General features: G+C 65.2%; 20 protein-coding genes. 11 read left to right on the forward strand and 9 right to left on the reverse strand.

Translation table 11 applies throughout. The features are described from left to right. Nucleotides 1-7: 7 nt before the first annotated feature. Both MESS2_RS07145 and tsaD read right to left on the reverse strand, forming a co-directional pair. Complete coding sequence (locus MESS2_RS07145) at nt 8-1,033, reverse strand: NAD(P)H-dependent glycerol-3-phosphate dehydrogenase (protein WP_008873485.1); 1,026 nt, start codon at nt 1,031-1,033, stop codon at nt 8-10. Continuing rightward, a complete protein-coding gene (gene tsaD, locus MESS2_RS07150; RefSeq protein ID WP_209436083.1) occupies nt 1,030-2,115 on the reverse strand; it encodes a tRNA (adenosine(37)-N6)-threonylcarbamoyltransferase complex transferase subunit TsaD in 1,086 nt (361 codons plus the stop codon). The genes MESS2_RS07145 and tsaD overlap by 4 nt, the downstream gene beginning before the upstream one ends. Before the next feature lie 94 nt (nt 2,116-2,209). On the opposite strand from tsaD, the gene hemC reads away from it, so the two are divergent. The 6 genes from hemC (at nt 2,210) to MESS2_RS07180 (ending at nt 8,318) form a co-directional block, all read left to right on the forward strand. After that, on the forward strand, nt 2,210-3,136 hold the full coding sequence (gene hemC, locus MESS2_RS07155) for a hydroxymethylbilane synthase (RefSeq protein WP_008873487.1): 927 nt from the start codon (nt 2,210-2,212) through the stop codon (nt 3,134-3,136). Nucleotide 3,137: 1 nt separating this feature from the next. After that, nucleotides 3,138-3,854 carry a uroporphyrinogen-III synthase gene (locus MESS2_RS07160; protein WP_008873488.1) on the forward strand — a complete coding sequence of 239 codons (717 nt, stop codon included), beginning with the start codon at nt 3,138-3,140 and terminating at the stop codon, nt 3,852-3,854. A gap of 89 nt (nt 3,855-3,943) precedes the next feature. Further along, the gene (locus tag MESS2_RS07165) at nt 3,944-5,446 is read left to right on the forward strand and encodes a COG4223 family protein (protein WP_008873489.1); all 1,503 of its coding nucleotides are present in this window, start codon (nt 3,944-3,946) and stop codon (nt 5,444-5,446) included. Between the two features lie 10 nt (nt 5,447-5,456). Beyond that, a complete protein-coding gene (locus tag MESS2_RS07170) occupies nt 5,457-7,064 on the forward strand; it encodes a heme biosynthesis protein HemY (RefSeq protein ID WP_008873490.1) in 1,608 nt (535 codons plus the stop codon). A gap of 43 nt (nt 7,065-7,107) precedes the next feature. Beyond that, nucleotides 7,108-7,587: a tellurite resistance TerB family protein gene (locus MESS2_RS07175; protein WP_008873491.1), complete on the forward strand. Its 480-nt coding sequence runs from the start codon at nt 7,108-7,110 to the stop codon at nt 7,585-7,587. 14 nt (nt 7,588-7,601) lie between these two features. After that, nucleotides 7,602-8,318 carry a glutamine amidotransferase gene (locus MESS2_RS07180; protein WP_008873492.1) on the forward strand — a complete coding sequence of 239 codons (717 nt, stop codon included), beginning with the start codon at nt 7,602-7,604 and terminating at the stop codon, nt 8,316-8,318. A gap of 3 nt (nt 8,319-8,321) precedes the next feature. On the opposite strand, the gene MESS2_RS07185 is transcribed toward MESS2_RS07180, so the two are convergent. From MESS2_RS07185 to MESS2_RS07210, 6 genes are all read right to left on the reverse strand, one after another. Next, the gene (locus MESS2_RS07185) at nt 8,322-9,560 is read right to left on the reverse strand and encodes an MFS transporter (protein ID WP_008873493.1); all 1,239 of its coding nucleotides are present in this window, start codon (nt 9,558-9,560) and stop codon (nt 8,322-8,324) included. 242 nt (nt 9,561-9,802) lie between these two features. Further along, nucleotides 9,803-10,267 carry a Ros/MucR family transcriptional regulator gene (locus MESS2_RS07190; RefSeq protein WP_008873495.1) on the reverse strand — a complete coding sequence of 155 codons (465 nt, stop codon included), beginning with the start codon at nt 10,265-10,267 and terminating at the stop codon, nt 9,803-9,805. A gap of 212 nt (nt 10,268-10,479) precedes the next feature. Beyond that, nucleotides 10,480-11,184, reverse strand: a complete 705-nt coding sequence (locus MESS2_RS07195; protein WP_008873496.1) for an ROK family protein — start codon at nt 11,182-11,184, stop codon at nt 10,480-10,482. A gap of 19 nt (nt 11,185-11,203) precedes the next feature. Beyond that, nucleotides 11,204-12,580 carry a glucose-6-phosphate dehydrogenase gene (gene zwf, locus MESS2_RS07200; protein ID WP_008873497.1) on the reverse strand — a complete coding sequence of 459 codons (1,377 nt, stop codon included), beginning with the start codon at nt 12,578-12,580 and terminating at the stop codon, nt 11,204-11,206. Between the two features lie 14 nt (nt 12,581-12,594). After that, complete coding sequence (gnd, locus tag MESS2_RS07205) at nt 12,595-13,608, reverse strand: phosphogluconate dehydrogenase (NAD(+)-dependent, decarboxylating) (RefSeq protein WP_040592405.1); 1,014 nt, start codon at nt 13,606-13,608, stop codon at nt 12,595-12,597. A 31-nt stretch (nt 13,609-13,639) separates the two neighbouring features. Beyond that, nucleotides 13,640-16,057 carry a glucan 1,4-alpha-glucosidase gene (locus tag MESS2_RS07210; protein WP_008873499.1) on the reverse strand — a complete coding sequence of 806 codons (2,418 nt, stop codon included), beginning with the start codon at nt 16,055-16,057 and terminating at the stop codon, nt 13,640-13,642. 203 nt (nt 16,058-16,260) lie between these two features. Here MESS2_RS07210 and MESS2_RS07215 point away from each other — a divergent pair, with 203 nt between their 5' ends. From MESS2_RS07215 to MESS2_RS07235, 5 genes are all read left to right on the forward strand, one after another. Beyond that, a complete protein-coding gene (locus MESS2_RS07215) occupies nt 16,261-17,274 on the forward strand; it encodes a substrate-binding domain-containing protein (protein WP_008873500.1) in 1,014 nt (337 codons plus the stop codon). A gap of 49 nt (nt 17,275-17,323) precedes the next feature. Beyond that, on the forward strand, nt 17,324-18,838 hold the full coding sequence (locus tag MESS2_RS07220; protein ID WP_008873501.1) for a sugar ABC transporter ATP-binding protein: 1,515 nt from the start codon (nt 17,324-17,326) through the stop codon (nt 18,836-18,838). 1 nt (nt 18,839) lies between these two features. Next, a complete protein-coding gene (locus MESS2_RS07225) occupies nt 18,840-19,817 on the forward strand; it encodes an ABC transporter permease (protein WP_008873502.1) in 978 nt (325 codons plus the stop codon). 3 nt (nt 19,818-19,820) lie between these two features. Then, on the forward strand, nt 19,821-20,768 hold the full coding sequence (locus MESS2_RS07230; RefSeq protein ID WP_008873503.1) for an ABC transporter permease: 948 nt from the start codon (nt 19,821-19,823) through the stop codon (nt 20,766-20,768). Between the two features lie 139 nt (nt 20,769-20,907). Beyond that, the gene (locus MESS2_RS07235; RefSeq protein WP_008873504.1) at nt 20,908-22,977 is read left to right on the forward strand and encodes a 3-hydroxyacyl-CoA dehydrogenase NAD-binding domain-containing protein; all 2,070 of its coding nucleotides are present in this window, start codon (nt 20,908-20,910) and stop codon (nt 22,975-22,977) included. A 25-nt stretch (nt 22,978-23,002) separates the two neighbouring features. On the opposite strand, the gene MESS2_RS07240 is transcribed toward MESS2_RS07235, so the two are convergent. Beyond that, on the reverse strand, nt 23,003-23,779 hold a 777-nt coding region (locus tag MESS2_RS07240), incomplete at its 5' end, for a helix-turn-helix transcriptional regulator (protein WP_083918413.1).

The raw sequence follows: 23,779 nt of genomic DNA on the forward strand, positions 1-23,779 counted from the left end.
TTCGAGATTATATGTCGGTTTCGATCTTCAGCGGTCGCGTCATTAGCGCCGTCACAGCCTGGCTTATGGTGATGGCGCCGTCCAGTATGGCTGATACAGCTGTGATGATCGGCGCGTCGATGCCACGCTCGATGGCGATACGGGCGGCGATTGCCGCCGTCGGCACGCCTTCGGCCAATGGCAGGCCGGCTAGCGGCTTGCCCTGCCCGAGCGCCAGCCCGTAGGCGAAGTTGCGCGACTGCGTGGACGAGCAGGTGAGCAAAAGGTCGCCGAGGCCGGAAAGCCCCATCAGCGTTTCCGGTTTCGCTCCAAAGGCGGCGCCAATACGGCGCAATTCGACGAAGCCGCGCGTCACCATGGCCGCCTGGGCGCTGGCGCCGAGCCCGGCGCCGGTGACAGCACCCGCGGCAATAGCAAAGACGTTCTTCAGCGCGCCGCCGATCTCGACGCCGATCAGGTCGTCGCTCGAATAGCAGCGCAGGTTTTCCGCCGAAAAGCGGGCGGCAAGGTCCGCGGCCAGATCCGCGTCGCGGGCAGCGACGACCACGGCCGTCGGCAGGCCTCTGGCGACGTCGGTAGCGAAGCTTGGGCCGGACAGGGCGGCGACCGGATTGCCGGGCAGGATCTCCCTGGCGACGGCCGACAGCGGCGCGCCGGTGTCGCGCTCGATGCCCTTGGCGCAGAGAACCAGCGGGACGCCTTGCGGCATATGGTCTTTCGCGGTGGCCAGCATGGCGCGCAGCGATTGCGCCGGCGCCACCGCCAGCACGCAATCGGCGCCGTCGAGCGCGGCCTTGATGTCGCTCGTCGCCACGATGCCGGGCTCGATCGCAATACCCGGCAGATAGCGCGGATTTTCGCCGTGGTCGATCGCCGCGACGGTCTGCGGGTCGCGCGCATAGAGGCGGACGAAATGGCCGGCACGCAGCATGGCCAGCGCCAGCGCCGTGCCCCAGGCGCCGCCGCCAAGCACGGCGACGCGCCAGCCGCTTGGCGCCCCATCCTCGCCGCCGGTCATGCCCCCCTTGGTCATGCTTTGGCTCCACGCCGGCCCGAACCGACCATCGGGGCGGAGACGCTGTCCAGCGGCCAGCGCGAACGCGGCACGAAATCGGCGGCGTTTTCTTGCGCGATGCCGGCGCGCAGCCTTTCAATGCCGGCCCAGGCGATCATCGCGGCGTTGTCGGTGCAGAGTTTCAGCGGCGGCGCGACGAAGGCAAAGCCGGCCTCGGCGCACAGGGCTTCCAGTGTCGCCTTGATCGTGCGGTTGGCGGCGACGCCGCCGGCAACGACCAGCGCCGGCCCGGCCTTGCCCGGAAACTCCAGACGGAACCGGGTCAGCGTCCGCGAAACACGATCGCCCAGCGCATCGGCCACCGCCGCCTGGAACGAGGCGCAGATGTCGGCGACGTCCTGGTCGCTCAACGGGGCAATCGCCGTCGCTGCCTGGCGCACGGCGGTCTTCAGCCCGGAAAAGGAGAAATCGGGCTGCGCCGAGCCCTTCATCGGGCGCGGAAAAGCGAAACGCGTGGCATAGCCACTTGCTGCCGCCTTCTCGACATTCGGTCCGCCGGGATAGGGCAGGCCGAGCATCTTGGCCGTCTTGTCGAAAGCCTCGCCCAGCGCATCGTCGATGGTGGTTGCCCAGCGCTGATAATCGCCGACGCCACGCACGGCGACGATCTGCGTGTGACCGCCCGACACCAGCAGCAAGAGATAGGGGAAGTCGAGCCCGTCGGTCAGCCTGGCGGTCAGCGCGTGGCCTTCGAGGTGGTTGATGGCGATCAGCGGCTTGTGTGCCGCCGCGGCAATCGCCTTGGCCGTCATCAATCCGACGATCAGCCCGCCGACGAGGCCGGGACCGGCGGTCGCGGCGATGGCATCGATGTCGGCGAGTTTTGCGCCCGAATCGGCAAGGGCTGCTTCAATAATCCCGTCCAGCGCCTCGACATGGGCGCGCGCCGCGATCTCCGGCACGACGCCGCCGAAAGCGGCATGTTCCTCGATCTGGCTGAGCACGATATTGGACAGGATTTCGGGCGCAGACGTGCCGTCGAGCGCCACCACGCTGGCAGCGGTTTCGTCGCAACTCGTCTCAATGCCCAGAACGCGGATCAATTCGTCGCTGTCCCTAGAGATTGTATAGCCCAGCGTTCCCCGGTAGGAGAAAGCCCGACAACCTGCCGGGGGTTATCACGGACCGCGCGCCATGCAAACAACCTTGAAAATCGGAACACGCGGCAGCCCGCTGGCGCTGGCGCAGGCGCATGAAACGCAGGCGCGGCTGATGGCGGCGCATGGCCTGCCGGAGGACGCGTTCGAAGTGGTCGTCATCTCGACCAGCGGCGACCGCATTCAGGACCGGCCATTGTCGGAAGCCGGCGGCAAGGGCCTGTTCACCAAGGAGATCGAGGAAGCGCTGCTTGAGCGGCGCATCGACATCGCCGTGCATTCGTCGAAGGACATGCCGACGCTGTTGCCCGACGGGCTGGAACTCAGCGCCTTCCTGCCGCGCGAGGATGCGCGCGACGCTTTCATCGGCAAGGCGGCGAAGGCGATTGTCGAACTGCCGCAAGGCGCCAAGGTCGGCTCGTCGTCACTGAGGCGCCAGGCGCTGATCCGGCGCATGCGGCCGGATCTCGACGTGGTGATGTTTCGCGGCAATGTGCAGACGCGGCTGCGCAAGCTGGACGAAGGCGTCGCCGACGGCACCATCCTTGCCTATGCCGGGCTGAAGCGGCTCGGGCTCGAACACGTCGTCACCGACCTGATGCCGCTCGAGACTTTTCCGCCGGCGCCCGGGCAAGGCGCGATCGGCATCGAAACCCGCATCGGCGATGGCGATGTGGAAAAGATGCTGACGGCGATCCATGATTTGGCGACCGGCCAGGCGCTGGCCTGCGAACGGGCTTTCCTGGCGGCGCTCGACGGTTCCTGCCGCACGCCGATCGCCGGCCATGCGACGATCGCGGAGGAGACGGTCTTTTTCGCCGGATTGATCATCTCGCCGGATGGCACGGACTGGCATGAGGTCAAGACGCAAGGCCCGGCAGGGGATGCCGCGCTGATCGGCGCGGACGCCGCCCGGACCGTGCGGGCCAAGGCCGGCGAGAAATTCTTCGACGGCTGGGCCTGACATGGTCCGCGTCCTGGTGACGAGGCCGGAACCGGGCGCCTCGCGCACCGCGCGGCGGCTGCAGGACACGGGCTTCCTGCCGATCCTGCTGCCGCTGACGGAAACGGTTGCCTTGCCAGCCGAGGCAGGCGCGGTTCCGGACAATGCCGTGGCCGTTGCCATTACCAGCGCCAATGCGGTACGCCATGCGCCGAAGGGGCTGATTGCGACAGTCGCGGCCTTGCCTTGCCATGCCGTCGGCAAAAGAACGGCGGAAGCGGCCCGCGCAGCGGGATTTCTGTCGGTCAGCGAAGGTTCCGGAGATGCCGAAGCGCTTGCCAGTGCGATTGCGGGCAGCCTGTCCGGCAAGACGATCGCCTATCTGTGCGGTCGCGTGCGCTTTGCAACCTTCGAGGAGCGGCTCGAGGCGGCCGCGGTACATGTCCGCGCCGTCGAGACCTACGACACAATTGCGCTGGACTATTCCGACGCTGATATCATCGAACGGCTGGCCGGCCGGCCGGTCGAGACGGTCCTGCTTTATTCGACCAAGGCAGCGGAAGCGATGCGGATCCTGACCGGACGATCAGCGCTACACGATCTTTTTGAAAGCACTCGTTTTTTTGCCCTGTCGGGGCGTATCGCCGCAGCGCTTGGGGATATTTCCAGCGAAGGAATTCAGATTGCGAAAGAGCCTGATGAAGAGGCGCTGCTGGCGCTTTTGCAGAAGCGGCGTTGAGCCGCGTCATCACACCGCCCCTTTTCACCGCTTGGTGATGTGCTAGACCCTTCCTGAACCATCCCGAGCGAATTCTGCGGAGCCCAAGCATGGTCAAGACGCCGAAAATGCGACATTCGAAAAACCGTCGCGAGCCGGTGACCATCGAGCTCGAGCCCGGCTCCGTCTCGCGCATCGTCGAGGAGGATGCGGCCAAAGCACCGAACAATGCGGCGCAGACCGACGAGGCGAAGGCCGCGGAAGCAGCTCCGCAGCCGGAAGTGCCCGAAGAGCCGGTGCATGCCGACCAGACCGATCTCGAGCCGTGGGAGCACGCCGATACGGCGCCGCGAATCGGAGCGGAGGAGCCGGCAGAGGCCAGCGCCAGACGTTCCGAAGAACCGGAATCTCCTTATCCGGCCAGCTCGGATGCTTCGCCGAGCCAGGCCAGATCTTTTGACTACGGTTTCGATGACGCGACCGCCAAAGCCGGTGGGACAGGGTCCCGCGTTACCGAAGACGCGCCGAAAACAGGCCAAACGAGGAGCGCGGACATGGCAGCGCAGCCGAAGCGTGGCGGCATCAACGGCATCGCCGCCGGCCTCATCGGCGGAGTCATTGCGCTGGCCGGGGCGGGCGGGCTGCAGTTTGCCGGTCTGCTCGGCGCGCCGGGTTCAGCTGCAGGCAGTGTGTCGCTCGACGGCGTCAACGGTGAAATCGCTTCGCTGAGGAGCGAGATCGCAGGCTTGAAGGAAGCTGGCGGCAACAGCGACGCATCGGCCAAGGTGGACGGGCTGGCGTCGGCGCTGGATCAGGTCAGAACGGACGTCGCCGCGCTGAAATCGGCAGTCGAGCAGGGCGGAGCAGGCGACAATGCCGGGATTGCAGCGCTGGGCGACAAGGTCAAGCAGATCGAGACGGCGGTCGCAGCACTTGGCCAGGCCGGCAATACGGCGCCGGTCGACCTCGGCCCGCTCGACGAAAAGCTGGCGGGGCTCGACGCGGCGCTGAAATCCGCCGGTGAGGCGGCGACGGTGCAGGAGGGCCGGCTCGGCGCGCTGGAACAATCGGTGTCGCAGCTTTCCGGCAAGGTCGAGGCGCAGTCCTCGCAGCCAAAGATCGCGCTCGCCATCGCGGCCTCGGCGCTGAAGGCGGCGCTCGACCGTGGCGCGCCGTTTGCCGCCGAGCTTGAGACCTTCGCGGCGATCTCGCCGGACGCGCCGGAGTTAGCTGCGCTGCGTCCCTATGCCGAAAAGGGCGTTGCAAAGCGCGCCGATATCGCGGCCGAAATGGAGGCCGCGGCCAATGCCATGGTTACCGCGGCGGCACCTGTCGACCAGAATGCCGGCTTCCTGCAGAACCTTTTGTCCAGCGCCGAATCGCTGGTCAAGGTCAGGCCGATCGGCGCGGTCGAAGGCGCCGGTGCGCCGGAAACCGTCGCGCGCATGGAGGTGGCTGTCAACCAGGGTGACTACGCCAAGGCGCTCAGCGAGTACGCCGCGCTGCCGGAGGATGTGAAAACCGCCGGCGCAGACTTTGCCGGCAAACTGAAGGCGCGCATCGAGGTCGAGACAAAGATTGATTCGCTGATCGCCGGCGCGATGAAGGCATGAGGAAAACCAGATGATCCGAATTCTCATCTTCCTCGCCGTCGTCTTCGCGCTCGGGCTCGGCTTTGCCTGGCTGGCCGACCGGCCGGGCGAGATGATCGTCACCTTCAGCGGCTATCAGTACCAGGTCAGCCTGATGGTGGCGGCGGTGGCCGTGGTCGCCGTGGTTGCCGCGGTGATGATTGTCTGGTGGTTGATCAAGTCGCTGTGGAACAGCCCCTACACCATCTCGCGCTATTTCCGCGTGCGCCGCCGTGATCGCGGCTACCAGGCGCTGTCGACCGGCATGATCGCCGCCGGCGCCGGCGACGGGGCGCTGGCGCGCAAGAAGACCAAGGAAGCGGCAAAGCTGATCCGCTCCGACCAGGAGCCGCTGATCCAACTGCTCGAGGCACAGGCCTCGCTGCTCGAAGGCGACCATGAAGGCGCGCGAGAAAAGTTCGAGACCATGCTCGACGATCCCGAAATGCGGCTGCTCGGCCTGCGCGGCCTCTATCTCGAGGCCGAACGCCTCGGCGACCGCAACGCGGCCAGACATTATGCCGGGCGTGCCGCCGTGATGGCGCCGCAACTGGCCTGGGCGGCCGAATCGACGCTGGAGGACCTGACCGGGCGCGGCGACTGGGACGGCGCGCTGAAACTGGTCGAGGCGCAGAAATCGACGCGGCAGATCGAGCGCGACGCGGCCAACCGCCGCCGCGCCGTGCTGCTTACCGCCAAGGCGCTAGCGCTGACCGACAGCGATCCCGACGCCGCCAGGACCGCCGCCCTGGAGGCCAACCGGCTGCGGCCCGATTTCGCGCCGGCGGCGGTTGCCGCCGCCAAGGCGTTGTTCCGGCAAAACGACATGCGCAAGGGCTCGAAGATCCTCGAAGCGGCATGGAAGGCCGAACCGCATCCCGAGATCGCCGAGCTCTATACCCACGCCCGGCCTGCCGATGCCGTACTCGACCGTCTGAACCGGGCAAAGAAGCTGCAGGAGATGAAGAAGAACCACGCCGAATCCTCGCTGACGGTGGCGCGCGCCGCGCTCGACGCGCAGGATTACAAGACCGCCCGCCAGGAGGCGGAGGCGGCCATTCGCATGGATCGCCGCGAAGGCGCCTATCTGCTGCTGGCCGACATTGAGGAGGCCGAGACCGGCGATCAGGGCAAGGTGCGCCAGCTCTTGTCCAAGGCGGTGCGCGCGCCGCGCGATCCGGCATGGGTTGCCGACGGCGTCATCTCCGAACATTGGGCGCCGGTGTCGCCGATCACCGGCAAGCTCGACGCCTTCGAATGGCGCGCGCCGATGGAGCGGCTTGGCCAGTTGATCGACAGCGATGAGGACAGGCCGGACGCCGTGGTGCCGGTCATTGCAGCACCGGAGAAGCCGGCGAAGGAAAAGGCGATCGAGCTGACGCCTGCTGCCGCTGCCGAAAGATCGACTGCCGCGGCCGGGGCGGCCTCCGAACGGGGTGAGGATCAGGTCGCGCCGGTCACGGCAGCCGCCTTTGCCGCGGTGCCGGCCGATGCCGAAGCCGTCGAGCCGGCGGAGGAACTGGCCCGGCTTCCCGACGACCCCGGCGTCGATCCGGACGACGGACACGAAAAATCGCCGCGCCGGTTCCGCTTGTTTTGACCTGGCCCGAAATCGATGATTCTGGTCTGTTGGGAATAGCCATATGTTCGAACGTGTCCTGTCATTTCTGAGGGATCTGCCGGCTGGCGGCGGCGCTCGCAGCAGCGGTGATGATCCGCGCATTGCCGCATCGGCCCTGCTCTACCACGTGATGAGCGCCGACGGCGTGCGCCAGGACGTCGAATGGGAGCGCTTCAAGGCGGTGCTGGCCGAGAGCTATTCGATCAGCGGCGATGAACTCGATGCGCTGGCCGCGGCCGGCGAGCGCGCCGACAACGAGGCGATCGACCTCTACGCCTTCACCAGCGTGCTGAAGCGGCATCTCGACGCGGACGCGCGCAAGGCCTTTATCGGCCTGATGTGGGAGATCGTCTATGCCGACGGCGAGCTGCATGAGCTCGAGGACAATACCGTCTGGCGCGTCGCCGAGCTGATCGGCGTCGATCGCCGCGACCGTGTCGAGGCGCGCCGCAAGGCGGCGGCGCAGGCGCCCGGCGCCACCGGAACGTCGAGCGACGAATAGGACCCCGCCTTCCCATGCCATCCAGACCGAGGCCGAAACCAAAAATCCTGATCGTGCTGCATCAGGAGAATTCGAGCCCCGGACGCGTTGGCCATATGCTGATCGAGGAAGGTTTCGACCTCGACATGCGCCGCCCGCCGCTCGGCGACGCCTTGCCGGAAACACTGGACGGCCATGCCGGCGCGGTGGTGTTCGGCGGGCCGATGAGCGCCAATGACGAGGACGAGTTCGTCCGCCGCGAGACCGACTGGCTGAACGTTCCACTGAGGGAGAACCGGCCCTTCCTCGGCATCTGCCTCGGCGCGCAGATGCTGGCCAATCATCTCGGTGGCAAGGTCGAGGGTCATGGCGAGGGGCTGGTCGAGATCGGCTGGTATCCGCTGAAGGCGACCGAAGCGGGCCGCAAGCTGATGCACTGGCCCGAAATGGTCTACCAGTTCCATCGCGAGGGCTTTTCGCTGCCGAAGGATGCGACGCTTCTGGCGACGGCCGAGACCTATCCCAACCAGGCCTTCCGCTATGGCGACAATGCCTGGGCCATCCAGTTCCATGGCGAATTGACCAGGGCGATGATGCAGCGCTGGGTCGTGCGCGGCGCGCATCGCTTCGAACTGCCCGGCGCCCAGCCCGGCCGCGATCATCTCGGCGGCCGGCTGATCTGGGACATGCATCTCAAGCGCTGGCTCGGCGAATTCCTGCAGACGATCTTCGGCAAGCAGGCCGCGCGGTAGAGGTCAGTTTCGCCCGTTGAGATGGCGCACCTTGCGCAATTGCGGGAACAGCACCGCCCACAATCCGGCGACGATCACCGCCCCGACGCCGCCTATCACCACCGCCGGAACGGTGCCGATCAACGCCGCCATGGTGCCGGCGCGGAATTCGCCGACCTCGTTGGAGGCGCCGACGAAGACCTGGTTGACAGCATTGACGCGGCCGCGCACCTCGTCCGGCGTCCACAACTGGATCAGCGTCTCCCTGATATAGACGCTGAACATGTCGGTGGCGCCGAGGAACGCAAGCGCGACAATCGACAGCCAGGTGAGGGTCGACAGGCCGAACAGCACGGTAAAAGCGCCAAACAGAGCGACGAAGCCGAGCATGATCACGCCGGCATGGTTGCGGATCGGATGGCCGGCCAGCCAGACCGCGACGCAGATGGCGCCAATGCCTGGCGCCGAGCGCAGCAGGCCAAGGCCCCAAGGGCCGAGTTCGAGGATATCGCGCGCGTAGACCGGCAGCAGCGCCGAGGCGCCGGATAGAAGCACGGCGAAGAGGTCGAGCGAGATGGCGCCGAGCACGATCTTCTCGCTCCAGATGTAGCGGAAGCCGGCAAACAGTGTCTGCATCGACGGCTTGTCGGTGGCGGTCCGTTGGGCCGGCTTCGGAATGGTGTAGATCAGCAGGGCGGCCACCGCCATCAAAACGGCGGCGGTGGCATATGCGACTTCGGCCGAGAGGCCATAGAGCAGGCCGCCGGCTACCGGGCCGACAATGGTCGCCGTCTGCCAGGCGGACGAGTTCCAGGCAATCGCGTTGCCGAAATCCTCCGGCGGCACCAGATTGGCGAACAGCGAGGACGAAGCCGGTCCGTAAAAGGCGCGCGCTACGCCAAACAGAGCGAGCACGGCGAAGATCGGCAGCGGGCTGACGAGACCGCGCAGCGTCAAATACAGCAGGACGAGCGCACAGGCCGCCTCGATCAGCGTCGACAGCGCCATGATCAGACGGCGGCCGAAGCGGTCGGCGACGACACCGGTGACCAGCACCAGAAGCAGTGACGGCAGGAACTGGACGATGCCGACAATGCCGAGATCGAAAGGATCGCGCGTCAGGTCATAGACCTGCCAGCCGACCGCGACGGAGACGATCATGGTCGCGAAAGTGGTGAGGAAGCGCGCCGCCCAGTAGCTGAGGAAGGCTTTGTGCCGGAAGGCGGCATAGCGCTGGTCGGGTGAGGTCTGTTCGGCTGTCATCCTAGAGTGGCCCCGGCGTGATTGTGTATCGGCCGGCGGGGCTCTTCCATGATGGGCGCTGGTCCGGCCACCACGCTTTTAGTCCGGTTCGGTGCAACGCGCGCGCAAAAAACGGCTCTGGATCAAGGATTTTCCGGGCATGCGCTTGGCGGAGATGGAGAGGTTGGCGCCCCCTCTGTCCGGCAGGACAGAGGGGGCTGTCCCGCCGAGCTTCGAGGCTTTGCCAGGCTTCGAACGATGCCTCAGGCCGAAGCCTTGACCTTCCTGTCCTTGCCCTTGACGGGCGCCGGCGGGGCGGCCTTGCGGCCAAGGCCGATTGCCTTCGCCAGTTGCGAGCGCGAGGCGGCATAGTTGGGAGCGACCATGGGATAGTCCGATGGCAAGCCCCATTTTGCGCGATAGGCGTCCGGCGTCAGCCCGAAATGGACGCCGATATGGCGCTTCAGCGATTTGAACTTCTTGCCGTCTTCGAGACAGATGATGAAATCCGGCGTCACGGACTTCTTGGGATTGACCGCGGGCGTCAGCGGTACCGGAGCCGGGATGGCGGGTTGTCCGAGCCCGCTTATCGAGGCGCTGACGCTGGCGATGAGATCGCCGAGACCGGAAGCGGGCAGGCGGTTCTTTTCGACGTAGGCGGACACGATGTGGGCGGTCAGCTCGAGAAGGTCAATGTCCTTGCGAGCGTTGTTGCTATCGTCGGTCAATCTAATTTCTCCATCCGTGGGCTGGCAGAATTCCTAGTCGGCAAATCTGCGCAATGCAATGACGCCGCACCACGCCACACATTATTTTGAAACAATAATACTAATGGCAGGACCAGATCAACAGGTCAGGCCTCCAGAGCATGTTGCCTGAAAAGTGAGCAGCGGTTTTGGTACAGCGACATGCTCAAATAAAACTTCACACCATCACAATATCAGACGATCAGTGATTTGTCGCGCCACAGTCGAAATCCGCCTTCGAAGGCGCGCGTGTTGTCGCCGCGCCTGGAATCGACGGGCAATTCGTCGAGTTTGTCGACATTGCCGCCGCCGATGACCACGTAATCAGGCTGCATGGCGGCGCGCAGCCGATCGACCACGTCGAAAACGTATTTGCGCCATTTCTTCTTGCCGCGCTTTTCCAGCCCGCGTTCGCCGACGTAATCCTCGAAACTGCCGCCCTTCCTGTAAGGCAGATGCGCAAGCTCCATCGGCTGGGCGACATTGTCGACGATCATCGCGGCGCCCAGGCCGGTGCCCAGGCCGAGGAACAGCATGCGGCCACCCTCATAGCTGCCGATGGCCTGCATCAGCGCGTCGTTGACGACTTTCACCGGCTTGCCGAACGCGGCAGCGAAATCAAAGCCGGCCCAGCCCTTGCCGAGATTGGCGGGGTCCATCAGCGGCCTGTTGTGGTTCACCGGGCCGGGATAACCCATCGAGATGACGTCGTATGGCAAGCCCTCGGCGAGTGTCTTGACGGCCGCGATCATCTGTCGCGGCGTCAAGCCAGGTCCGGAATCGACCCGGCGCTCCTCGCCGCCGGTGCTGGTCAGGATCTTGACGTGAGAGCCGCCAATGTCGATCGACAGCACGATCTGTTCGCCATTCGCCGCGGCCGGCTTTGCCGTCTTGGCCATCTCTTTGTCTCTCCGGAACTTATTTCGATGGATTGATCCAGCCATTCGGTGGCCCGAAGCCGTCCATGGCGTCGACCGGCCCCCAGGTCTTCGGCTGGTAGATGTGCGGCTCCGTCTTGTCGCCGAGCACCGGGCCGACGATGCGCCAGGCAAGCTCGGCCGCATCCTGGCGGGTGAACAACTGGCCGTTGCCGTTCATGGCGTCGCCGATCAGCCGCTCGTAGGGCGGCATGTCGCCCTTCGAGTCGTCGAGCGCCGTCAGTTCCACCTGCTCGCCGACCATGTCGTCGCCGGCGTCCTTGCGCTGGGCGCCGATCGCGATCACCACTTGCGGGTCGATGCGGAAGCGGACGTAGTTCTGGTCCGCCGGCTTGATCGGGTCGAACACGTCGAGTGGCGGCCGCTTCAACCGCACCACCACCTCGGTGACATGCACCGGCATATTCTTGCCGGCGCGGATGAAGAAAGGCACGTCCTGCCAGCGCCAGGTGTCGACGAAGAAACGCACCGCGGCGAAGGTCTCGACCGGCGAGTTCGGCGCGACGCCAGGCTCGGCGAGATAGCCCTTGAACTGACCGCGCACGACATCGTCCCTGGTCAGCGTGCGGATGGCTCGCAGCACCTGCACCTTCTCGTCAATCAGGTCGTCGGCCGAGCGGCCGACCGGCGGCTCCATGGCGAGCAGCAGCAGGATGTTGAGCAGATGGTTCTCGATGACGTCGCGAATGCAGCCGACCTCGTCATAGAAGCGGCCGCGGCCCTCGACGCCGAAATCCTCGGCCATGGTGATCTGCACGCTCTCGACGTAGTTGCGGTTCCAGATCGGTTCGAGAAAGGAATTGGCGAAGCGGAAATAGAGCAGATTCTGGATCGCCTCCTTGCCGAGATAGTGATCGATGCGGAAGATCGACTGTTCGTCGAACACCAGATGCAGCACCCGGTTCAGCCAACGCGCCGATTGCAAATCATGGCCGAAGGGTTTTTCCACCATCAGGCGCGCGCCATTCGCCGTTCCGGATTGTTCCAGCCCCTGGACGACGGTCTCGAACATGGTCGGCGGCACCGCCATATAGTGCAGCGGCCGCTGCGCCGATCCAAGCGCGCTCTTCAACTTCTCGAAGGTCGCCCCGTCGCGGTAGTCGCCGCTGACATAGCGCAATTGCGAGGCGAATTTGGCGAAGATCTTTTCGTCGATCTTGCCGATGGCGTTGACGATGCCGTCGCGGGCGCGCGCCTGCAGCTTGCCGATGTCCCAGGGATCGAAGGCGACGCCGATCACCGGCTCGGTGAGGGTGCCCTTGGCGACCATCTGGTAGAGTGCGGGAAATATCTTCTTGTGGGCAAGATCGCCGGTGGCTCCGAAGAGCACCAGCGTGTCGGACCGTTCCTGGCTCATCCTGTCTTCCCCGCTCACACGCCGGTCTTCGGCTTCTCGACATGGCCGCCGAAGGCAAAGCGCATGGCGGACAAAAGCTTGTCGGCAAATTCGGATTCGCCTTGCGAGGAAAAGCGATCGAACAGGGCCGAGGACAGCACCGGCGCCGGCACACCGGTGTCGATCGCCGCCTTCAGCGTCCAGCGGCCTTCGCCGGAATCCGAAACCCGGCCGCCGAACTGGGCCAAAGCGGAGTCGCTCTTCAGAGCGCCAGCCGTCAGGTCGAGCAGCCAGGAGCCGATGACGCTGCCGTGCCGCCAGACCTCGGCCACCTCGGCAAGGTCGATGTCGAACTGGTAATATTGCGGGTTCTCCAGCGGGCTGGTCTCGGCATCGGCCGTGCGTTTGCGCTTGCCCGCATTCGCCGACTTCAGGATGTTCATGCCTTCGGCATAGGCGGCCATGACGCCGTATTCGATGCCGTTATGGACCATTTTGACGAAATGGCCGGCGCCGCTCGGTCCGCAATGGAGATAGCCGAAGGGCGCTGTTCCGGCGTCCTTGGCCGGAGTGGCGCCGGCATCGGCGCCCGGCGCCAGCGTCGCGAAGATCGGATCGAGGTGCTGGACCGCGCCATCGGGACCGCCGATCATCAGGCAATAGCCGCGATCGAGGCCCCAGACACCGCCGCTGGTGCCGACATCGACATAGTGCAGTCCCTTGGCCGCGAGCTCGGCGGCCTGGTCGACGGCGTCGTGGTAATAGGAATTGCCGCCGTCGATGATAATGTCGCCGGGCTCCATCAGCGCTGCCACCTGGTCGGCGATCTTGCCGGTGATCGCCGCCGGCAGCATCAGCCAGGCGCTGCGCGGCTTGGCCAGCTTGCCGACGAACTCTTCCATCGAGGCAGCGCCGATCGCGCCATCCTTGACCAGGGCCGCGACGCTGGCCGGGTTGATGTCGTAGACGACGCATTCGTGGCCGTCGCGCAGCAGGCGCCGCACCATATTGGCGCCCATCCTGCCCAGTCCCATCATTCCTATTTGCATGGTCTTGTCCCGGTGGCTTGAGGAATCGAAATCATTGGCCGTCCGACCTATCGATGGCGACGGAAAAGTCGACATTCTCCCATCGGCCTGCATCGGACCAGAGAAAAGTAAAGACGATCGTATCGCCGGGCGGAACGTCGGCAACCGGCAGATCCGCAAGATGGATGCCAAAGGCGTTCTCGGTGGTCCGGCTGTCATGGGCGGTCGCCCAGTTGTCGCGGCTCCAATGGACGATCGCCGGTGCCAGCAATTCCAGCCGCAAGAGCTTGCCGGCGGGGATGGCGCGGACCTTGTGGTTGAAGCGCCATGTCCGGAACGGCGAGACTGTTTTATCCCTGATGTAGCGCTTCACCCCTTGCGGCGGCATGTCGAAGACCGCGCCATCGCGGAGCGACCGCAGCAATTTGATATGCTCCGAATGCGCCCAGACCAGCGGCATGGCGCTGCCCGAGGGTCCGCCGCGCCGCAATTCGCGTTCCGGCATGTCGGGACCGTCCCAGACCTGCTCCGGCAGCAGGCCGCCATGCCCGGCCGAGCCCTCAAACGTCCTTAGCAGGCTCGCCGCCCTCTCCTTGCGCCCCGCCGCCAGCTCGTAATGGGCGCGCTCGCCGGCGAGCAGCGGCCAGGCGCGGCCCTGGCCGGTCCCGTCGAAGGGCGTGCCACCTTCATGTTCGCCGTAGCCGTCGCCGGTATAGCGATACCAGACCGGCCCTTGCGGAAGGTCGCAGCGCAGCGTGGCGTCGACAATCTTCAGCGTGTCGACGATGCGCGGGTCATCGGCGGCTCTCAGACCGAAGCGGACGAGCGCCAGCGCATCCGGGCTGACGATCGCCTCCGCCGGCCGGTCGGTATCGCCGGGCGGCCGGTTCTTGATCGGCACGTAGCCGTCCTTTGGTGAGGCAGCACCCGCGGCGTCGCGTGGCGCGATGCGGACGTAGTAGCCTTTGACACCGACCTCTTGGCACAGCGAAGTGCCGGTGACATAGGTCCAGCGCTCGATCTGGTCGTTCCAGATATCGGCGGTTTCGCGCAGATAGTTTGCCGGCTGATGTTTATCGCAAGCATCGAACATGTCGGCGGCGGCGAGCAGTGCTGATATCTCGACGGCCAGCGTGAACGGGCTGTAGCCGGCATCCTCTTCCCAGCGATCCTCGCCGGTGACGGGACCATTGCGCATGACATAGGAAGCAGCCCGCTCGATCATCGGCATGAAGGCCGTCAGTTCGGGGCGCGGCAGGTGCCCGGCGCGGCGCAGCGCGTCGGCAAGCAGCAATGGAAAGGCGCATTCGTCCATCTGGATGCCGGGCCAATAGGCCGTTCCATTGAGCCAGGCGTTTTGCGGCCAGTGACCGTCGGGCTGCTGTATGGAACGGAGATAGTCCAGAATCTCCAGTGCCCGCTCAGGATCGCCGCTGGCCAGGAAGCCGCCGGCGGTTTCGACCAGATCGCGCGGCCAGACCAGATGATAGCCGCCGAGATCGTCGTCGCCCTTGCTGAAACCCCAGGGGATCGACAGGCTGGCGACGGCCGCGCCTGGCGTGGCGATCGACCGATGCGCCGCCAGAACCGCGGTGCTGACGCGGTAGGTGTTGAGCCCTTGCGCCGTGCGCCGGTCGAGCGGCAGCAGCCCCGCCTGCCATCCGCGCCATTTCTCGACATAGGCCTTGGCGGCGGCCTCGAAGCCCTGCTTCAGGCTCGCCGAAGCGACTTCCGCAGCCTCGTCCGGCGTTGCGCCAAAGCCCAGCGCCAGCAAGACCTTCGGGTTCTCGGCCGAAAAGCCGATCGCGCCGGTCAATGCCACATTGCCGTCCTCTGCCCTTTGGCAGGCCGGATCGAGCCGGCCGCCGTTCTGCAATTGCTGCCAGCCATCGGAGAAGCCGACATAGCCGGCGGAGCATATGCTCCAGGGGAGCGAGGAGGCGAGCGCCAGGCAGACACCACGCCCCGATGCAAACAGGACAGGCTTGCCTTCGTGGTCGCCGATCCAGGCGGTGTTGCCCATGCCGGCATTGACGAGATGTGGCGCCAGCAGCGCATAGACGCTGAAGTCGGAAGCGCCACCTTTCAGCGACGTGAAGGTGATTTCCTGCAGCAGAGCGGGGCGTTTCGGATCCGTAATGATCCGCTTTTCGATCCGGTAGGTGCCGTCGGCCGCTATGTTCAGCAGCCTGTAGGCAGGCACGCCATCCTCGAACGGCTCGACACTGTGCTCGGCGTCGCGCTTTTCCTCGGAGAAATAGCCGCCGGGGCCAGTGACGATCAGTCCCATGTCGCGCGTGCAGGCGCTGTCGAGGTGGGGATAGTAGATCTCGTTGAGGATGCCGTGGCTGATCGTGAACCAGACACGGCTGGCCAGAGAAAGTGCTGTACCGACGCCACTCTTGGCGCTTGAGGTCCAGCGCGCCGGGATTCCGGGCGCGCCCGGCGCAACTGTCGGCGTCACTGCCATTTTGGCCTCCAGTCTCTTCCCTAGCCCAAGAGCCGGCGGCTTTTCAATCTTTGCACCGCAAGTTGATCGCCAACCCAGCACGGATTGCAGTTGACAGCTTGCGAGCCATCTGCATTTGTCTGACAATAGATAAAAAACAGGGACGTGAGTTCTAACAGCCATCAGCAGTCAATAAAGACCAGCAACTCAGGGAGGAGTATGACATGAAGAAAATGCTCGTTTTGGGCGCACTCGCGGCAATGCTCGCATCAGGCACCGCGCTTGCCGACACCAGCGGCAAGAAGATCGCCTTCTCCAACAACTATGCCGGCAATTCGTGGCGGCAGGCGATGCTCGACAGCTACAGCATCGTCACCAAGAAGGCGGTCGAAGACAAGGTGGTCGCCGCCGCGGATATCTTCACGACGGCCGACAAGGAAGTGCCGACCCAGGCGGCCCAGGTGCAGAACCTGATCTTGCAGGGCTATGACGCCATCGTCATCAACGCCGCTTCGCCCGATGCGCTCAACGGCGCCATCAAGCAGGCCTGCGACGTCGGCATCGTCGTCGTCTCCTTCGACGGCATCGTCACCGAACCCTGTGCCTACCGTGTCGTCGTCGACTTCAAGGACATGGGCAGGCAGGAAATCGAGCAGATGGCCAAGTTCCAGCCCAAGGGCGGCAATCTCCTGGAAATCCGCGGTCTTGCCGGCACCTCGATCGACGATGCCATCCATGCCGGCATCCTGGAGGGTGTCGCTGCCCGTCCCGAGTTCAAGATCGTCGGTTCTGTCACCGGCGACTGGGACCAGACCACGGCACAGAAGGCGGTCGCGACGATCCTGCCGTCGCTGCCCGATATCGTCGGCGTCGTCGATCAGGGCGGCGATGGCTACGGCGCGGCACAGGCCTTCGCCGCCGCCGGCAAGCCGCGCCCGACCATCATCATGGGCAACCGCCAGGACGAACTGCAATGGTGGAAGGAGCAGAAGGACAAGGACGGCTACCAGACCTGGTCGGCGTCCATCGCGCCAGGCGTGTCGTCGCTCGCCTTCTGGGTGGCGCAGCAGGTGCTCGATGGCCGTACCGATATTCCGCACGATCTTCTGGTACCGTACCTGGCCTTCACCCAGGACGATTTCGAGGCCGAGCTGCCGAAGATCGTCAAGGGCGGCGTCGCCAGCCATGAATATACGCAGGAAGACGCCATCGCGGCCATCAAAGCCAACATCAAGTGAGTGTTGCACAATCGTTGCCAGGGGCATTGCCAACCGGATATCGCTAGGAATGGCCGAGGCTAACGCAGACATCATCAGGCGGGACGGCGCCGAAAGGCACTTTGGCGCCGCCAGTATGGACATCATCAGGTTGGACGGGGCCGAAAAACACTTTGGCGCCGTCCGGGCGCTTGCCGGTGTCGATTTCCACGTTGCGGCTGGAGAGTGCGTCGGTCTCGTCGGCCACAATGGCGCGGGCAAATCGACGCTCATGCATATGGTGGCGGGCACGCTGATGCCCGACAGCGGGCGGATCGCCGTGCGTGGCGGCATCGAGGAGCATTACTCGGTGCCGCGTGCGCTTGAGCTCGGCATACGCTGCGTGTTCCAGGAACTGTCGCTCTGCCCGAACCTCAGCGTCGCCGAGAACACGCGCATCAACCACGCCTCGCTCAGCGGCTTCGGCTGGCGGCGCAGGGCGGCCGAGCTCATCGCCGCCAAGCTCGACGAGATATTCCCGGACCACAGCATTTCCGCCGACGACATCGCCGGCGCCCTTTCCATCGGCAGGCGGCAAATGGTGGAGGTGGCGCGCGCTTTCACGGTGACACAGGATCCGCTCGAACTGGTCATCCTCGACGAGCCGACATCCTCGCTCGATGCGCATACGGCCGGCCAGTTGCTGGCCTTCGTGCGGCGCTTCGTCGCCAGCGGCAAAAGCTGCATCCTGATCTCGCACCTCCTGGGCGAGGTGCTCGGCAATGCCGACCGCATCGTGGTGATGCGCGACGGCAAGATCGTCGCGTCCGATGCAGCGAAGGCTTTCGATCGCGACAGGCTGGTCACGGCCATGGGCGGAGCGGAAGCGCGCGAGAAGATCACGGCCGAGATCGCGAAACGGGAGGCCGGGCCTCTGCGGGTGCGGGCGCGCCCGGCCAGGCAGGACGATGGCAAGGAGCTCGTGGCGCATGCCGGCGAGATCATCGGGCTTGCCGGACTTGCCGGCCACGGCCAGACCGACCTGCTGCTTGCGATCTTTGCCGCGGCGTCGCGCGCCAAGACCGGCATCGAGGTTACCGCGCCGGTGGCGCTGGTGGCCGGTGACCGCCAGTCGGACGGGATTTTCCCGCAATGGTCGATCGTGCAGAACATCGGCATCCGCTCGCTGGCGCGGCTGCGCAACGGCCTCTTGATCTCGCCGCAGCGCGAAGCCGAACTCGCCACCTTCTGGCGCGAGAAAATCGGAATTCGCACCCCCGATATGAACAACAACATCTTCTCGCTGTCCGGCGGCAACCAGCAGAAGGCGCTGTTTGCCCGGGCGCTCGGTTCCGACGCCAAGATCGTGCTGATGGACGACCCGATGCGCGGCGTCGATATCGGCACCAAGCTGGAAGTCTACGATTTGGTGCGCGAAGAGGCCCGCAACGGCCGCACCTTCCTCTGGTACACAACCGAAACCGAAGAGCTCGACAATTGCGACCACATCCATGTTTTCAAGAACGGCCGCATCGTCGCCAATCTTCGCCGCGACGAGCTGACGGAGGAAAAGATCATCCAGTCGTCGTTCGGCGACGCGGCCTGAGATGACGGCAGCCTCTTTGGGAACCAGCCGCAACAATTCCTCGGCACGGGGCGCTGCAAGGGCGCGCATGCTGCGCAGCCTGCTGCCGGCCCTGTCGCTGGTGCTGGTGCTGCTGGCGATCGCCTGGCTCAACCCGCGCGCCATCAGCTATTTCGGCTTCAGCCTGATGCTCAACCTGGCGATCCCGATCGCGCTGGCGACGATCGCGCAGATGTTCGTCATCGCCGGCAACGAGCTCGATCTGTCGATCGGCACCTTTGTCGGTTTTGTCGGCTGCGTCACGGCGACATGGCTGAAGGATGCACCGCTCATCGGCGTCCTGATCCTGCTCGGGTCGATCGGCGTCTACGCGCTGCTCGGCGCGCTGATCCATCTGCGCAATCTGCCCTCGATCGTGGTGACGCTGGGCATGAGCTTCGTCTGGCAGGGGCTGGCGATCCTCGTCCTGCCGAAACCCGGCGGCAAGGCGCCGGACTGGCTGCTGTCGCTGATGGCCTTCAAGCCGCCTTTGGTTCCCTTCCCGATCATCGCCGCGCTGCTGATCGCGGCCGTCGTCCATTTCGGATTGATGCGCACCTCCTATGGCGTGATCCTGCGCGGTTCGGGCGGCAATGCCGCGGCACTCGAGCGCGCCGGCTGGTCATTGCTCCGCACCAAGATCGTGCTGTTTGCGCTGGCCGGCCTGTTCGGCGTGCTGTCGGGCATGGCGCTGATCGGCATCACCACCTCGGCCGACGCCAATATCGGCAATGGCTATACGCTGCTGTCGATCGCCGGCGTCATCCTTGGTGGCGGCGAATTCGTCGGCGGCCGGGTGTCGCCGATCGGCGCGGTGCTCGGCGCGCTGACGCTGGCGCTCGCCGCCTCGCCGCTGCTGACCTTCATGCATATCCCGCCCGACTGGCAGGTGGCGGCCAACGGCGCGATCCTGATCATCGTGCTGGCGGCCCGGGTGCTGATCAGCCGCAGGGAGAGGTGAGCGATGGCTTCGTTGCGATTGCTGCTCGCCAAACCCTGGGTGTGGTCCTTCATAGGCGCGGGCCTGGTGTGGCTGGCGACGGTCGCCTTCACCGGCGGCTATGGCGGCGGCGGCATGATCACGGCCGCACTTTCGCTCGCCGTCTTCACCGTCATCGTCGGCGTCGGGCAGATGTTCGTCATCACGCTCGGGCCGGGCAATGTCGACCTGTCGCTGCCGGCCAATATCGGCCTTGCCAGCGCGGTGGCCATGAAGGTGATGGACGGCAATGATGCGATGATTGTCGTCGGGCTGCTGGCGGCGCTCGCCTGCGGCATGGCCATCGGCGCCGCCAACTATCTCTTGATCCGGGCGCTGCGCATTCCGCCGATCATCGCCACGCTGTCGGCCAGCTTCATCATCCAGTCGATCGACATCAGCTATGGGCGCGGCCTGCAGATCAAGCCGCCGCCGGGCTTTGCCGATTTCACCAACTGGCAGGTTTTCGGCATTCCGGTTCTGGCGATCCTGACAGTGGTGTTCACCATCGGCGCAGCGATCGCATTGCAGCGCATGATCTATGGCCGCTCGGTGCTGGCGATCGGCCAGAACATCCGCGCCGCCTGGCTCGCCGGCGTCAATGTCGGCCGCACCCGCTTCCTTACCTACACGCTGTCGGGCGCACTCGGTGGCCTCGACGGGGCGCTGCTCGCCGGCTATTTCCGCGGCGCCAATGTCGATATCGGCAACGAGTATCTCCTGGCATCGATAGCCGTGGTCGTCATCGGCGGCACGTCGGTGGCGGGCGGCAAGGCCAATGTGCCGGGCGTCTGGGGCGCCGCACTGTTCCTGGTGCTGCTGCTCACCATGCTCAACACATTCGGTGTAAGCGCCGGAGTGCGGCTGGTGCTGACGGGGCTGATTATTGTGGGTGTGATTACGGCTGCGGGTGGGCAGAAGGCGCTGCGCTGAGGCGGCTTCAATTCCGGTCGACCAGTGCCAATCGAGCATACCTGTCCTGCCGGAAAACATCCGGTTCCCATCCGGACATAGGCGCTGTAAGTCCTGTCGCGCGGTTGCGGTCGGCCAATATCATTGCGAGAGGTTTTGCTTGTCCAATTTCGTCAGCGTTACCAGGGATGGCGGCGTCGCGGTCGTCAGCATCGACAATCCGCCGGTCAACGCACTGAGCTTCCATGTCCGCGAGCCGCTGATGCAGGCGCTGGTTTCGTTGCGGGACGATCCCGAGGTCGCCGCTATCGTCATCGCCTGTGCCGGGCGGACCTTCGTTGCCGGCGCCGACATCACCGAATTCGGCAAGCCGATGCAGCAGCCCGAACTGCGCGCCATCATTGCCGTGTTGGAGGCTATCGCCAAGCCGACGGTCGCCGCCATTCACGGCACCGCGCTCGGCGGTGGTCTGGAACTGGCGCTCAGTTGCCACGTCCGTGTCGCCGATGCGGGCGCCAAGCTCGGCCTGCCGGAGGTGAAACTCGGCCTGCTGCCGGGCGGCGGCGGCACGGTGCGCCTGCCGCGCCTTGTCGGCGCAGAGAAAGCCCTCGGCATGATTGTATCGGGAACACCGATCGGTGCAGCCGAGGCGCTCGCCGCAGGCCTGGTGGATGCCGTCTTCGATAGCGACCTGACGGCGAAGGCGATCAGTTTCGCCAGGGACATGGCCGCCAAGGGAGGCCGGTTTACGCCGGTGCGCGATCGCCTCGATCGCCTCGATCCGGCCGAATTGCCTGAATTCGACAAGCAGGCTGCTGAGCTTGCCAAAAAGGCGCGGGGCCTCGAAGCGCCGATCGCCTGCGCGCAGGCAGTGCGCAATGCCATCACGCTGCCCTTTGACGAAGCGCTGGCGGCGGAGCGCACGCTGTTCCTGAAACTGGTCGGAGGCGACCAGTCGCGCGCCCAGCGGCATCTGTTTTTCGCCGAACGTGAGGCGGCAAAGATTCCAGGCAAGGATCTTTCACGGCGCAAGATCGCCCGCATTGGCGTTATCGGCGCCGGCACGATGGGCGGCGGCATCGCCATGGCCTTCGCCAATGGCGGCTACCCCGTCACCTTGCTGGAAACCAGCGGCGAGGCGCTGCAACGCGGCTTGGCGACGATCGACAAGAATTATGCCGTTTCCGTCGCGCGCGGCTCGTTGAGCGAAGAGGCCAAGCGCCAGCGGCTCGGCCTGTTCAAGGGCACGACGGATTATAACGATCTCGCCGACTGCGACCTGATCGTCGAGGCGGTGTTCGAGGAGATGGCGGTCAAGAAAGAAGTGTTCGGCAGGCTCGACGCGGTGGCCAGACCGGGCGCGATCCTGGCCACCAACACCTCCTATCTCGACGTCAACGAAATCGCTGCCTCGACCTCGCGTCCCCAGGATGTGCTCGGCCTGCATTTCTTTTCGCCGGCAAACGTCATGAAGCTGCTGGAGATCGTGCGGGCCGAGAAGACGGCCCCCGATGCGCTGGCGACGGTCGTCGAGCTGGCGCGGCGGATCGGCAAGGTGCCGGTCGTCGTCGGCGTCTGCCATGGTTTCGTCGGCAACCGCATGCTGGCGGCGCGTGGCGCCGAATCCGAGGCGCTGTTGCTCGAAGGCGCGACGCCCAGCCAGATCGACCGGGCGTTCACCGATTTCGGTTGGCCGATGGGGCCGTTCCAGATGGGCGACCTTGCCGGCCTTGACATAGGCTGGCGCAACCGCAAGGCGCGCGGCCAGACAGCCGCGATCGCCGATGCGCTGTGCGAACAAGGGCGTTTCGGCCAGAAGACCGGCAGGGGCTTTTATCTCTATGAGAACGGTTCACGCGTACCGGCTCCCGACCCGGACGTCGAAGCGCTGATCCGCGCCAAGGCGGCCGAAAAGGGTATCGCGCCGCGCACCATCAGCGCCGATGAGATCATCGAGCGCACGCTCTATCCGCTGATCAATGAAGGGGCGAAAATCCTCGAGGAGAAGATCTCCGCCCGCGCCTCCGACATCGATGTCGTCTGGGTCAATGGCTACGGCTTTCCGGTGGGCAAGGGCGGGCCGATGTTCTGGGCCGGCCTCGAAGGGGTGGACAAGATCGTCGCGCGGCTCGACCATTGGCACGAGCAGACCGGCAAGGAGATCTTTCGGGTAACGCCCCTGCTCCGGCAGATGGCAGTGTCCGGCTCATGGGAGGGCGTCGCCAGCTAACCGCTTGAGCAAGGCCATTGCGAAATTATGGACTACTGATCCGCGCGTCTATGATCTCGACGAAGCGCGCGAAGAGACCGGCCTGCGACTTGATCTTCAGCTTGCGGTAGATATTGCGGCGGTGGACCTTCACCGTTCCCGGCACGATCCGCATGGCTCTGGCGATCGATTCCGTGGAATGGCCCTGCAGCACCAGGTCGACGACCTGCTTTTCGCGCGGCGTCAGCGAAAGGCTCTTCCAGATGTGGGCGCGGTCGAACTCATGGGTCGGAGCGATCGCTTCGTATTGTTTCGTCCTCGCCGGTTCGTCATTCGGAAGAGCCGGCCAACGCAGCCTGGCGAAACCGATCACTGCCGGCGCCATATCGCGCAGCAGCCTGGCATCGGCGGTTCCGAATGTCCCCGCAGTGCGCAACCGCATCAGCGACAGCACCAGCGCATCCTTGCCTGGCAGCGGCACGAAGAAGCCGACCTCCTCGGCCAGTTTGGTCTGGCTGTAGTAGGAGCGGTAGTATTCGCTGGCATAAAAGCGGTCAGGCGCCAGTTCGCGCATGCGCCAAAAACCTTCCTTGCGCTCGACCGCCGCGTGATGGAACGGATCGAGCAGATAAGGCCCTTCCTGGTACAACGCCACGAAGACGTGGCTTTCGGCCGGCGAGAATGTCTCGAAAAGCAGCGGTGGGCGCGAGGCGCCGCGATAGCCGAAGATCACGCAGTGATCGAAGCGGACATGCTGCCGAAGCCAGGCGACCATTGCCTTGCCGAAAAGGTCGCCGCTCGTTTCCCGTGTCGCCGCGATGAG

The sequence above is a fragment of the Mesorhizobium metallidurans STM 2683 genome (assembly GCF_000350085.1).
GTDB lineage: Bacteria > Pseudomonadota > Alphaproteobacteria > Rhizobiales > Rhizobiaceae > Mesorhizobium > Mesorhizobium metallidurans.